The organism is Streptomyces sp. NPDC007162 (assembly GCF_040634175.1).
Taxonomy (GTDB): domain Bacteria; phylum Actinomycetota; class Actinomycetes; order Streptomycetales; family Streptomycetaceae; genus Streptomyces.
Window position 1 is genome coordinate 1 of the sequence record NZ_JBEYFC010000321.1, and the last position, 10,427, is coordinate 10,427.

Annotated in this window: 11 protein-coding genes, 1 tRNA gene and 5 pseudogenes; 9 read left to right on the forward strand and 8 right to left on the reverse strand. The window is 70.0% G+C overall.

The window, feature by feature from the left end:
- Window positions 1-137: 137 nt before the first annotated feature.
- Window positions 138-665 (forward strand): isochorismatase family protein, encoded by a 528-nt coding sequence (locus tag ABZ646_RS30255; RefSeq protein WP_360525682.1) that lies wholly within the window; start codon window positions 138-140, stop codon window positions 663-665.
- Between the two features lie 91 nt (window positions 666-756).
- On the opposite strand, the gene fdhD is transcribed toward ABZ646_RS30255, so the two are convergent.
- The 4 genes and pseudogenes from fdhD to ABZ646_RS30275 all read right to left on the reverse strand — a co-directional run.
- Entirely contained in the window at window positions 757-1,605 is an 849-nt protein-coding gene (fdhD, locus tag ABZ646_RS30260; protein ID WP_360525685.1) for a formate dehydrogenase accessory sulfurtransferase FdhD, read from the reverse strand.
- Window positions 1,606-1,612: 7 nt separating this feature from the next.
- Window positions 1,613-2,023: pseudogene (locus ABZ646_RS30265) on the reverse strand (Fe-S-binding domain-containing protein); the annotation flags it as partial.
- Window positions 2,024-2,026: 3 nt separating this feature from the next.
- Window positions 2,027-2,230: pseudogene (locus tag ABZ646_RS30270) on the reverse strand (NADH-ubiquinone oxidoreductase-F iron-sulfur binding region domain-containing protein); the annotation flags it as partial.
- Window positions 2,231-2,343: 113 nt separating this feature from the next.
- A pseudogene (locus ABZ646_RS30275) lies at window positions 2,344-2,604 on the reverse strand (2-dehydropantoate 2-reductase N-terminal domain-containing protein); the annotation flags it as partial.
- Window positions 2,605-2,789: 185 nt separating this feature from the next.
- On the opposite strand from ABZ646_RS30275, the gene ABZ646_RS30280 reads away from it, so the two are divergent.
- The 4 genes from ABZ646_RS30280 (at window position 2,790) to ABZ646_RS30295 (ending at window position 6,041) form a co-directional block, all read left to right on the forward strand.
- The gene (locus tag ABZ646_RS30280; RefSeq protein WP_360525688.1) at window positions 2,790-4,118 is read left to right on the forward strand and encodes an OFA family MFS transporter; all 1,329 of its coding nucleotides are present in this window, start codon (window positions 2,790-2,792) and stop codon (window positions 4,116-4,118) included.
- Window positions 4,093-4,227, forward strand: a complete 135-nt coding sequence (locus ABZ646_RS30285; protein ID WP_268239940.1) for a hypothetical protein — start codon at window positions 4,093-4,095, stop codon at window positions 4,225-4,227. The genes ABZ646_RS30280 and ABZ646_RS30285 overlap by 26 nt, the downstream gene beginning before the upstream one ends.
- 147 nt (window positions 4,228-4,374) lie before the next feature.
- Window positions 4,375-5,322, forward strand: a complete 948-nt coding sequence (locus ABZ646_RS30290; protein WP_360525691.1) for a beta-ketoacyl-ACP synthase III — start codon at window positions 4,375-4,377, stop codon at window positions 5,320-5,322.
- A 74-nt stretch (window positions 5,323-5,396) separates the two neighbouring features.
- Complete coding sequence (locus ABZ646_RS30295) at window positions 5,397-6,041, forward strand: GntR family transcriptional regulator (RefSeq protein ID WP_360525694.1); 645 nt, start codon at window positions 5,397-5,399, stop codon at window positions 6,039-6,041.
- A gap of 95 nt (window positions 6,042-6,136) precedes the next feature.
- Here ABZ646_RS30295 and ABZ646_RS30300 read toward each other — a convergent pair.
- Window positions 6,137-6,311 (reverse strand): annotated as a pseudogene (locus ABZ646_RS30300) (MFS transporter); the annotation flags it as partial.
- On the opposite strand from ABZ646_RS30300, the pseudogene ABZ646_RS30305 reads away from it, so the two are divergent.
- Window positions 6,312-6,514: pseudogene (locus ABZ646_RS30305) on the forward strand (aldehyde dehydrogenase); the annotation flags it as partial.
- Here ABZ646_RS30305 and ABZ646_RS30310 read toward each other — a convergent pair.
- Window positions 6,504-7,424, reverse strand: coding sequence for an LLM class flavin-dependent oxidoreductase (locus ABZ646_RS30310; RefSeq protein ID WP_360525697.1), 921 nt, complete (start codon window positions 7,422-7,424; stop codon window positions 6,504-6,506). The pseudogene ABZ646_RS30305 and the gene ABZ646_RS30310 overlap by 11 nt on opposite strands.
- 55 nt (window positions 7,425-7,479) lie before the next feature.
- Between ABZ646_RS30310 and ABZ646_RS30315 the strand changes: the two genes are divergently transcribed.
- Together ABZ646_RS30315 and ABZ646_RS30320 are read left to right on the forward strand one after the other, a co-directional pair.
- Window positions 7,480-7,905, forward strand: a complete 426-nt coding sequence (locus tag ABZ646_RS30315) for a MarR family transcriptional regulator (RefSeq protein ID WP_360525700.1) — start codon at window positions 7,480-7,482, stop codon at window positions 7,903-7,905.
- Window positions 7,906-8,042: 137 nt separating this feature from the next.
- A tRNA-Leu gene (locus ABZ646_RS30320) sits at window positions 8,043-8,130 on the forward strand.
- Between the two features lie 88 nt (window positions 8,131-8,218).
- On the opposite strand, the gene ABZ646_RS30325 is transcribed toward ABZ646_RS30320, so the two are convergent.
- Both ABZ646_RS30325 and ABZ646_RS30330 read right to left on the reverse strand, forming a co-directional pair.
- Entirely contained in the window at window positions 8,219-9,490 is a 1,272-nt protein-coding gene (locus ABZ646_RS30325) for a tyrosine-type recombinase/integrase (RefSeq protein ID WP_360525703.1), read from the reverse strand.
- A gap of 4 nt (window positions 9,491-9,494) precedes the next feature.
- Entirely contained in the window at window positions 9,495-9,869 is a 375-nt protein-coding gene (locus tag ABZ646_RS30330) for a helix-turn-helix domain-containing protein (protein ID WP_360525706.1), read from the reverse strand.
- A gap of 341 nt (window positions 9,870-10,210) precedes the next feature.
- Here ABZ646_RS30330 and ABZ646_RS30335 point away from each other — a divergent pair, with 341 nt between their 5' ends.
- Entirely contained in the window at window positions 10,211-10,378 is a 168-nt protein-coding gene (locus ABZ646_RS30335; protein ID WP_360525709.1) for a helix-turn-helix domain-containing protein, read from the forward strand.
- The last annotated feature ends 49 nt before the right edge of the window (window positions 10,379-10,427 follow it).

The window sequence follows — 10,427 nt, forward strand, 5'->3', positions numbered from 1 at the left end:
CGAGGGCCTGGACTCGGTCCCGGCGAAGACCAAGGAGGCCACGGGCGTGGCACGGGCGGGCCGCGACAGCGACCGGTTCATGTGTCTGTTGACCCGGATTTCCGGTACGGACGGCTCATGACGGCTAACGTTCCGTCATGACCGCACCCCTGACGCTCGATCCGGCGCGTACGGCCCTCGTCCTCGTCGACCTGATGGACCGCATCGTCGCGTTGCCCCTGGAGCCCCGCAAGGGCACCGAAGTCCTGCATGCCGCCGAGGAACTGGCCGCGGAGTTCCGCGCGGCCGGCGCCCCCGTGGTGCTCCTCCGGGTGGAGCGCCCCTCGCTCGCCGAGCAGCCGCCGGGCAGTGGCCTGGTGGCGGGCCTGCGGAAGGACGGGGACGTGGAGATCGTCAAGCGTACGATCGGTGGCTTCCACGGGACGGACCTCGACGCCCGGCTGCGCGGGCGGGGTATCACCCGATTGGTGTTCGGCGGTATCGCCACCAACCTCGGCGTCGAGTCCACCGCCCGCGCCGCCGCCGACCTCGGCTACGACCTCGTCTTCGTCGAGGACGCCATGGCCGCCCTCACGGCCGCCGAGCACGAGGCGTCCGTCCGGCTCGACTTCCCGCGCCTGGGCACGGTCGTGACCGCCGCCGACGTACACCTCACCCGCCCCTGACCGAGGCGGGGCCGGACTGAGACGGGGACCCTGCGGCGCAGGGGGCGCTCCCCGCCGGTCGGGGCCCCGCCGCCGTGACGCGGGGAACCGCTCAGCCCTGGGCGGCCGCGGCCCGCAGAGCGATGCGGTCCTCACCTGCGTACACGTTCATGTTGCTGCCCCGCAGGAAGCCGACCAGGGTCAGACCGGTCTCCGCCGCCAGGTCCACCGCCAGCGACGACGGCGCCGAGACCGCCGCGAGCACCGGGATGCCCGCCATCACGGCCTTCTGCGCCAGCTCGAAGGAGGCCCGCCCGGAGACGAGAAGAACGGCGCGGGACAGCGGCAGGTCGCCGTTCTGCAGGGCCCGCCCCACCAGTTTGTCCACCGCGTTGTGCCGGCCCACGTCCTCCCGGACGTCCACCAGCTCCCCGGCCTCCGTGAACAGGGCCGCCGCGTGCAGCCCCCCGGTCCGGTCGAACACCCGCTGCGCCGCGCGGAGCCGGTCGGGGAGGCTCGCGAGCAGCTCGGGCTCCACCCGGAGCGCAGGAGTGTCGGCGATCGGCCAGTGAGTCGTCGTACGCACCGCGTCGAGACTCGCCTTGCCGCACAGTCCGCAGGACGAGGACGTGTACACGTTCCGTTCCAGGGTGAAGTCGGGGAGCTCGACGCCCGGCGTGGTCCGCACGTCGACCACGTTGTAGGTGTTGGAGCCGTCGGCCGTGGCGCCCGCGCAGTAGACGATGTTCTGGAGGTCGCCCGCGCTCGCCAGGACGCCCTCGCTCACCAGGAACCCGGCCGCCAGCGCGAAGTCGTCGCCGGGGGTGCGCATCGTGATCGCCAGGGGTTTCCCGTTGAGTCTGATCTCCAGGGGCTCCTCGGCGACCAGCGTGTCCGGCCGGGTGGAGACCGCTCCGTCGCGGATGCGGATGACCTTGCGTCGTTCCGTGACTCGTCCCATGTCCTGATCAGCCCCGGTTCTGTACGTGCTGGTAGCCGAAACGGCCCTTGATGCAGAGATTGCCGTGGGTCACCGGGTTGTCGTGCGGCGAGGTGACCTTGACTATGTCATTGTCCTGCACGTGCAGCGTGAGGTTGCAGCCCACACCGCAGTACGCGCACACGGTGGTCGTCTCCGTCTGCCGACTCGGTCAGCGGGGCATCGCGCTCGACGGCGATCCGGGCGTCGAAGCCCCGCCCGGCGACGGAGATCGCGAACCGTTCTGCCACTGGTCGCCGCAGGCGTCCACGCACCCGTAGCGGAGGATGCATTTGTCGTAGTCGCGTACGTACAGCTCGTTGTCGACCCTGGGTTCCTCGTCGAGGCGGGCCGCGTCGGGTCCGAAGCGGTCCGGTTCCGCCTCGTACTCCTTGAGCCACCCGGCGGCCCCGGCCCCGGTCCGGGCGACGATCCGGTGCAGCGCCTCCTCCTGCCGGACCGTCCCGATCCGGCAGGGCACACACCGCCCGCAGGACTCGTCCCGGAAGAACTCGGCGATGCGCAGCAGCAGCCGGGGGAGCGGCACGGTGTCGTCGAAGGCCATCACCACGCCCGAACCGAGCGTGGCGCCCGCCTCCCGGGTGCCCCGAACGGGAGCTCGTAGACACCGGGACGGCCGACGCTCCACGGCCGACGGCGGCCACCGAACCTGGTGCCCTCCAAGTGCCGTACCACGCCGGGGGGGCGAGCACGGCGCTTCACCGCACCGTCCGGGTCGACGCTCTCGACGCGGTGGCCGTCGTACGGGCCGCCGTGCCGGTGGAAGTACCACCAGGGGATGGCGTTCTGGGCCGCGACCACCGCCGTGCGCCCGTGCAGCAGCGGCTCGATGAGCGGTCCGCACGCCGCATACGCGTTGGCCTTCAGGCCCAGGAAGACGTAGTCGACCGGGCCGACCTCGGCCAGGTCGTCGGCGGTGTGGGCATGCGCGGTGAAGTCGCCGCGCGGGCTCAGCACCCGTTCGGTGCGAGGGATACCGCGGAGGCGGCCTGCTGACTGTGTCGACGAAATGTTGTCCACAGTATGCAGTGAGGCGAACTAGGGCCCGGACCATGACCGTTCGGCGCGATCCGCATACCGCTCACCGCATACGATCGACCGGTTGGGTTCTCAACCACCCCTCGGGCCCCTACCGTTGGGGACTCATGAGCAGCCCCCCTGTAGCACCGCCGGGCTGGAGCCGCTGGCTCGTCCCGCCCGCCGCCCTCGCCGTCCACCTCTCCATCGGCCAGGCCTACGCCTGGAGCGTGTTCAAGCCGCCGCTCGAAGCCGCGCTGCACCTGAACGGCACTCAGAGCGCGCTGCCCTTCCAGCTCGCGATCGTGATGCTCGGCCTGTCGGCCGCGTTCGGCGGCACCCTCGTCGAGCGCAACGGACCGCGCTGGGCCATGACGGTGGCCCTGATCTGCTTCTCCTTGGGCTTCCTGATCTCCGCGCTCGGCGCCGAGACCGAGCAGTACTGGCTGATCGTCCTCGGCTACGGCTTCGTCGGCGGGATCGGCCTCGGCATCGGTTACATCTCGCCCGTCTCCACGTTGATCAAGTGGTTCCCGGACCGGCCCGGCATGGCCACCGGCATCGCCATCATGGGCTTCGGCGGCGGCGCGCTGATCGCCTCGCCCTGGTCCGCGCAGATGCTCTCCTCCTTCGGCAGTGACAACGATGGCATCGCGCTGGCCTTCCTGGTGCACGGTCTTTCGTACGCCGTGTTCATGACCCTCGGCGTGCTGCTGATCCGGGTCCCGCGCACCGAGAAGCCGGTCGCGGACGCCCCGAGCGCCTTCGAGGGCGTGCAGGTCTCCGCGAACAGCGCGATCCGCACCCCGCAGTTCTGGAGCCTGTGGGTCGTGCTCTGCATGAACGTGACCGCGGGCATCGGCATCCTGGAGAAGGCCGCCCCGATGATCACGGACTTCTTCGCCGACAGCTCCACCCCGGTGTCCGCGTCCGCGGCGGCCGGGTTCGTCGCCCTGCTGTCCGCCGCCAACATGGCGGGCCGCATCGGCTGGTCGTCGACCTCCGACCTGATCGGCCGCAAGAACATCTACCGCGTCTACCTCGGTGTCGGCGCCCTGATGTACCTGCTCATCGTCCTGTTCGGGGACTCCTCCAAGCCGCTGTTCGTACTCTGTGCCCTGGTGATCCTCTCCTTCTACGGCGGCGGCTTCGCGACCGTCCCCGCCTACCTGAAGGACCTCTTCGGCACCTACCAGGTCGGCGCCATCCACGGCCGGCTGCTCACCGCCTGGTCCACGGCCGGTGTGCTCGGCCCGCTGATCGTCAACTGGATCGCCGACCACCAGAAGAGCGCCGGCAAACACGGCTCCGACCTGTACACCCTGTCCTTCGGCATCATGATCGGGCTGCTCGTCGTCGGGTTCGTCGCCAACGAGCTGGTCCGGCCCGTCCACACCCGTCACCACATCCCCGCACCGAGGGAGGCCGTCGATGTCGAACGACAGCAGCCGGCCTGAGCCGGACCGCCGCTGGCTGATCGCCGTGGCCTGGCTCTGGGTGGGCGCCCCCTTCGCCTACGGCGTGTACGAACTCGTGCAGAAGGCGACCCAGCTGTTCAACGGCTGAACCGGAAGCATGTCCGGGCGTCCGGGAGTCTGCAAGAAGCCGACAACTCGGGCGCCCGTTTCCTGTGGCCTTACGTGCCGTCGTACTCGCGAGTCACTGAACAGACTGGTGGGCCCACACCGAGGCAACGAGGGGGACCCACCACCCATGAACGGCTCGCGCATCGCCGCCGTCGGCCACTACCAGCCCGCGAAGGTGCTCACCAACGCGGACCTGGCGAGCATGGTCGACACCAGTGACGAGTGGATCCGCAGCCGGGTGGGCATCGACACCCGGCACATCGCGGGCCCCGACGAACCCGTCGACGAACTCGCCGCACACGCCGCGGCCAAGGCCCTCGCCGCGGCCGGTCTCACCCCGGCGGACATCGACCTGGTACTGGTGGCCACCTCCACCGCGATCGACCGGTCCCCGAACATGGCCGCCCGGGTCGCCGCCCGGCTGGGAGTTCCCGGGCCCGCCGCGATAGACGTCAACGTGGTCTGCGCCGGTTTCACGCACGCGCTCGCCACCGCCGACCACACGGTCCGGGCGGGCGCCGCCACCCGTGCGCTCGTCATCGGCGCGGACAAGATGTCCGAGGTGACGGACTGGACCGACCGCACGACCTGCGTCCTCGTCGGCGACGGGGCGGGCGCGGCCGTGGTCGAGGCCTGCGCGCCCGGTGAGGAGCCCGGGATCGGACCGGTGCTGTGGGGTTCCGTCCCCGAGATGAGCCACGCCGTGCGGATCGAGGGCACCCCGCCCCGGTTCGCCCAGGAGGGGCAGAGCGTCTACCGCTGGGCCACCACCCAGCTGCCGCCCATCGCCCGGCGCGCCTGCGAGAAGGCGGGCGTGGACCCCGTCGACCTCGCGGCCGTCGTCCTGCACCAGGCCAACCTGCGGATCATCGAGCCGCTCGCGCAGAAGATCGGCGCGGTCAACGCGGTCGTCGCGCGGGACGTCATCGAATCGGGCAACACGTCCGCCGCCAGCATCCCGCTCGCCCTGTCCAAGCTGGTCGAACAGGGGCGCGTGAGCAGCGGCGACCCGGTCCTGCTGTTCGGCTTCGGCGGCAACCTCTCGTACGCCGGGCAGGTCGTGCGCTGCCCCTGAGGCGCCACCCCCGAGGCGCCCCCCCCCGAGGCGCCACCCCAACTCCCGCTCGGCCCGGCCCGCTGCGCGACCGCGTGTACGAGGCACTGCTCGAGCTCATCACGACCCGCGCCCTCCAGCCCGGCCAGCCCCTCGTCGAGAGCGAGCTCGCCGGGCACCTCGGCGTCTCCCGGCAACCGGTGCGCGAGGCGCGGAAGCGGCTGAACACCGAGGGCTGGGTCGATCTGCGGCCCGCCCAGGGCGCGTTCGTCCACGAGCCGACGGAGACGGAGGCCGACCAACTCCTCACCGTCCGCACCCTCCTGGAGGCGGGGGCGGGGGCGGGGGCGGAGGCGGAGGCGGAGGCGGAGGCGGCCCGGCTGGCGGCGGCCAACGCGGGCAGCGCGGGAGTGACCGCGCTCGAATCCCCGTGCGCCGAGGGCGAGCAGGCGGTCACCGCGGACGACGTGGACACGGCCGTCGCCCTGAACGCCGCGTGCCACGCCAAGATCATGGAGCTGGCGGGCAACACGGTCCTCGCCGAACTCGCCGCGCAGGTCGACCGCCGCGTCCGCGGGTACTACACCCCGGTGGCCCGCCAACGCGGCCGCCAGTCCTGGATCGAACACCGCGAACTGACAGCCGCGATCAGGTCCCGGGACGAACAGCTGGCGACCATCCTGATGCACGAACACACGGAACACACCCGCCGGTCGTACCACGAGCGCGCGAAGGCCTGACCCGGGCTCCACAGCGGGACGCCCCCGCCGTCGAGCTCGTGCCCGTTCCCCGGCCCGGTTGCCGCAGCAGCAGGGCGGCGGTCGCCGCCGCCACCCACGAGCTTGCCGCTGTGGACCAGCCCGTAGTTGGTGGCGTTGTAGTTCTCGCCGAAGTAGTCCGGGGTGAGGGCGGCGAAGAGGGGGTAGAAGGCGCCGCCGCCGAAGCAGGAGAGGAAGGCGAAGAAGAGGAATCAGCCACTCGCTCCTGACGTCACCGGCCCTGATCACGCCCGGCTGGCGCCGGGGATCCGCGCCTTCAAGGTCGGCCATGGCAGGCCATTTCACGCGGCGACCGCGAGGAGCTGTTCAGCGGTTTCGGCGCGTCCTGGCGGGGCGCGTTCGTCGGCGGTGAGCTGCTGGTCAAGGCGGTGACGCAGGGGCCGGCCGGGGAGCGGCTGCCGGGGAACTTCCCGAGCCACCGGCTCATGCCGTGACGGCGAGCACGGGGGCGATCACCTCCTCGGCGAGCCGTCGGGCCACGCCCTGCGGATAGGGGCGGGGCAGGCTCAGCACGATGTGGTTCATCCCGGCGCGGACCAGGGCGGTGACCGTGGCCCGGGTCGCCGCCGGGTCGTCGTACGACACCAGGACCTGGACCGAACGGACGATCTCCGCCGGGTCCCGGCCCAGGTCCGCGCAGTGCGCGTCCAGCACCCTGGCCCGCTCGGCGACGAACTCCACGGTGTTGTGCGGCGGCCCGGGCACGTTCCAGACGTCGGCCTGCTCGGCGACCAGCCGCAGCAGGCGGGTGCCCCACCCGCCGATGAGCAGCGGGGGGCCCGGCCGCTGCACCGGCTTGGGCTCGTTGCGCGTGCCCGTGAGCCGGTAGTACTCGCCCTCGAAGTCGAAGACGTCCCGGGTCCACATCAGTTTCAGGATCCGTACCGTCTCCGCGAGCCGGGCGATGCCCTCAGCGGGCGGCACGAGCGTGAGGCCGTAGGCCTCGTACTCGGCGACCGCCGGATTCTCTCCCTGGATCCCGCCGGCCCCGGGCGGCTGGTGCGTCCCGCCCACGCCCAGACCCAGGACCAGCCGCCCGCCCGAGACCACGTCCACGGTGGACGCCATCTTGCCGAGGAGCGCGGGCGGCCTGATCCGGTTGCTGGTCACGAGCAGCCCGAGGCGCAGCCGCCCGGTCTGGGCGGCCAGCGCGGCGAGCAGCGTCCACCCCTCGTGCACGACTCCGTCCTTCGGCCCCGCCACGGGCAGCAGGTGGTCCCAGAGCCAGGCGTCGGAGATCTCGGGTATCGCGTCGGCCTCCTGCCAGACGCGGCGGATGTCGTCGTAGGGGACGTGCATGGGTGTCGTCTTGATGCCGAAACGCACGGGGGTGGTCATGGTCATCAGGGTAGGTGATGGTCAGCATAGCTGACGATATGTTTTCGGTATCGTCTGTCGCATGGTCAGTGATCCCCTCGAATCCCGGCTGGGCTACCTGCTCAAGCACGTCCAGGCCGAGCTGTCGCGGACGTCGGCCGAGGCGCTCGCGCCCTACGGCATGGACGGGCACGACCTTGCGGTGCTGGTGGTGCTGGCCGGGGCCGAGCCGCTGTCGCAGATCGAGGTGGCGGGGCGGATGGGGGTGGACCGGACGACAATGGTGGCGCTCCTCGACGGGCTGGAGCGGCGCGGGCTGGTCGAGCGTCGACGCAGTCCGCAGGACCGGCGGCGCAACATCGTCGAGCTGACCGAGGCCGGGCGGGAGCGGATGGGGCGGGCCGAGGAGGCGCGGCTGGCGGCCGAGCGCCGCTTCCTGGCACCCCTGGACGGGGAGACGGCTGCCACCCTGGTCCGGGCCCTGCGGGCCCTGCTGCCCGGGCGGTAGCAGACCGGACACACTGGGTGAGACGGCCCCCACCTGCGGGTATGCGGGCCCAAACGCAGGTGAAAGGCACTCCGAAAGCTTGGTATTGTTGTCCCTGTCGCCGCGGGGAACACCCCCGGTCAGGCGGCAGACACCTGGTCCGGGTGGCGGAATGGCAGACGCGCTAGCTTGAGGTGCTAGTGCCCTTTATCGGGCGTGGGGGTTCAAGTCCCCCCTCGGACACCAGCAGAGACCCCAGTTCATCTGGGGTTTTTCTGTTTCTCTGGCTGTGGCGTGACCAACCACGTGACCAACAGCCTGGAGACTTCCCAGGTCAGACCAGGGATGACAGGCCGAGTCGGCCCGCACCGGAGGCGGCCAGTCGGCGCGCTCCGTCCTTACGAGAGTGGCCGTACCGGGCCATCGTGTAGCCCGGCGAGTGGTGCCGGACGTTGGCGGAGACCTCTACGGGGTTCTCCCCGGCCTCCAGATCGTTCGTGACCTTGCTGTGCCGCCAGTCGTGGATACGGAAGTCCTCCGGCAGGTGCAGACGGTTCCGCAGGGTGCGCCACCGAGCAGAGACCTTCTCCGGGTCCTGCGGGCCGCCTGCCTCGCCCCGGTAGAGCTTGAAGCCGTCCCGAGCGAACACCAGGTCGTGATCCACCCAGGCGGAGCCGAGACGGGCTCGTTCGGCGTCCTGTCGCTGTTTCTGCCACTTCAGGACGTTGATCACAGACTGATCCACGTAGATCACCGCGTTGTCGTCGCCGTCCTTGGTCAGCTTCCGCAGGCGGTAGGTATTGCCCTCCTCGACCACGACCCAGCCCAGTTCGATGGCTCCCTCATCCCAGTGGATCAGAGACCACTTCATCCCCAGAGCCTCACTGCGCCGCACGCCGGTTGCGGCGTAGACGGTCCACAGCGGAGCATCCCGGAGACAGTGATGGGTCAGGCCGATGTCACAGGCCCGGTTGCCGCACGGCTGCCACACGGTTTCCAGGAAGCGGGCCGTCTGGCCGTCGTCCAGGGTCGGGTACTTCTGCTCCTGAGCCCGTATCTGCCGGGACGTCGGCGGGTGCGCCGTTGCTGCCGGGTTGGCAGGGATCAGCTTGGGCACAGCGGCCCCGAGAGCGCCGGACAGGATGTTGTGCACGTGCCGAACACTCTTCGCCCCTAGCGGCTTGCCCTTGTTGGTGGGACAGGGCACGGTCTCCAGCAACCGGTACAGATCATCAAGCGTCTCATCGGTGACTTCGCACAGCTTCACACTGCCGATGTGCGGCTTGATGTGCAGACGGATCTTTGTTTCGTACCCGGCCACGGTTGTTCCCTCCTTCCGATGGTTCGCCAGCCACTTGTCGAGCCAGTCACCCAGTTTCATGTCCGAGCGGGCGGCGATCTTCCCGGCTTCGTGGTCTGTGTGCCACTGCCGGAGTGCCTTCTCCGCCTCGGTCTTGGTCTTGTACTCGCGTCCTATCCAGTAGCGCTCTTTCTTGCCTGTGGCCTTGTTGAAGTGGAGCGGGGTGCGCACACCCCAGGTGTTCGGTCTGCCCTTGCGCGGGATCTCCACCGGAGTCCCCCCGAGACCGTTACCGCGCTTTGCCAAGGTGTCAGTTTCCTTCCTGGCCCTGGTGCCACTGGGTGAGAATCGCGGACGCCTTTTCGGTGAGTTTCCGTCCGTCCCACAGCCCGAGTTCTTTAGATCGTTTGATGCGCTCGGACATGGTGGCCTTGCCGATGCCCAGACGGCCGGCCAGCTCTTGCTGGGGCGCGGTCGTACCGGTGGCGCGCATCCGGGCCAGCTCCGCGACCAACAGCGCGTAGTCCTCCTCCGTCCGGCACCGTGCCGGGACGGGGTAGGCGTCGTTCATCGCCCTGTCTTCCTGCCGGGCGAGCGCCGCGCGGGCACCTGCCTTGATCTCTGCTAGTGGGATCTGCCGCAGCAGGGTGGCGGGGATGCCGTCAGTCTCCAGGGCCTGATCCATGAGCCGGACGATCTTGTCTTCGTCCGGTCCGCCGATGTTGAGCCGGATCGTCAACTGGGACGGCCCAGTGAAGGGGGCAGCGACGGGGCAGCGCGCTTCGACCAGCCAAGGCCCGTGGACCTCACGCCAGACGATCTCTGCTCCTTCGCGCTGCCACTCCGGGCCCGTGTCGTGTGGTGGTGGTGTGTTCACAAGACCGACCATACCAGCAACCGAACTGGTGGCAGCAGGTTCGGAGATGTGAGGATCGCCACCAGTCCGAACTGGGCGCAACTGGTTCGGCGTAGGCCAAACTGAAAGTGAGGGCGCGGAACGGCCGCAGCTCCGGACCAGGGAGGAATATGCAGCACAGGCTGATGACCGTTGACGATGTCGCCGACTACCTGAACAAGCCTCGTTCCTGGGTGTACGGGAACTGGAAGGCTGAACAGATCCCATTCCGCAAGGTGGGTCAGTCCCTCCGCTGCCGACCGGATGACCTGGAAAAGTGGCTGGACAGCCAGAACTGAAGAACTGCGGTTGTGAACGCCCCCAGGAGTTGCTGCACACGCGGGCTGC

Bases quoted from the DNA above. Each gene is read 5' to 3' on its own strand.
- ABZ646_RS30255 (WP_360525682.1), top strand. From the start codon at position 138: ATGACCGCACCCCTGACGCTCGATCCGGCGCGTACGGCCCTCGTCCTC.
- fdhD (WP_360525685.1), bottom strand. From the start codon at position 1,605: ATGGGACGAGTCACGGAACGACGCAAGGTCATCCGCATCCGCGACGGA.
- ABZ646_RS30280 (WP_360525688.1), top strand. From the start codon at position 2,790: ATGAGCAGCCCCCCTGTAGCACCGCCGGGCTGGAGCCGCTGGCTCGTC.
- ABZ646_RS30285 (WP_268239940.1), top strand. From the start codon at position 4,093: ATGTCGAACGACAGCAGCCGGCCTGAGCCGGACCGCCGCTGGCTGATC.
- ABZ646_RS30290 (WP_360525691.1), top strand. From the start codon at position 4,375: ATGAACGGCTCGCGCATCGCCGCCGTCGGCCACTACCAGCCCGCGAAG.
- ABZ646_RS30310 (WP_360525697.1), bottom strand. From the start codon at position 7,424: ATGACCATGACCACCCCCGTGCGTTTCGGCATCAAGACGACACCCATG.
- ABZ646_RS30315 (WP_360525700.1), top strand. From the start codon at position 7,480: ATGGTCAGTGATCCCCTCGAATCCCGGCTGGGCTACCTGCTCAAGCAC.
- ABZ646_RS30330 (WP_360525706.1), bottom strand. From the start codon at position 9,869: ATGGATCAGGCCCTGGAGACTGACGGCATCCCCGCCACCCTGCTGCGG.
- ABZ646_RS30335 (WP_360525709.1), top strand. From the start codon at position 10,211: ATGCAGCACAGGCTGATGACCGTTGACGATGTCGCCGACTACCTGAAC.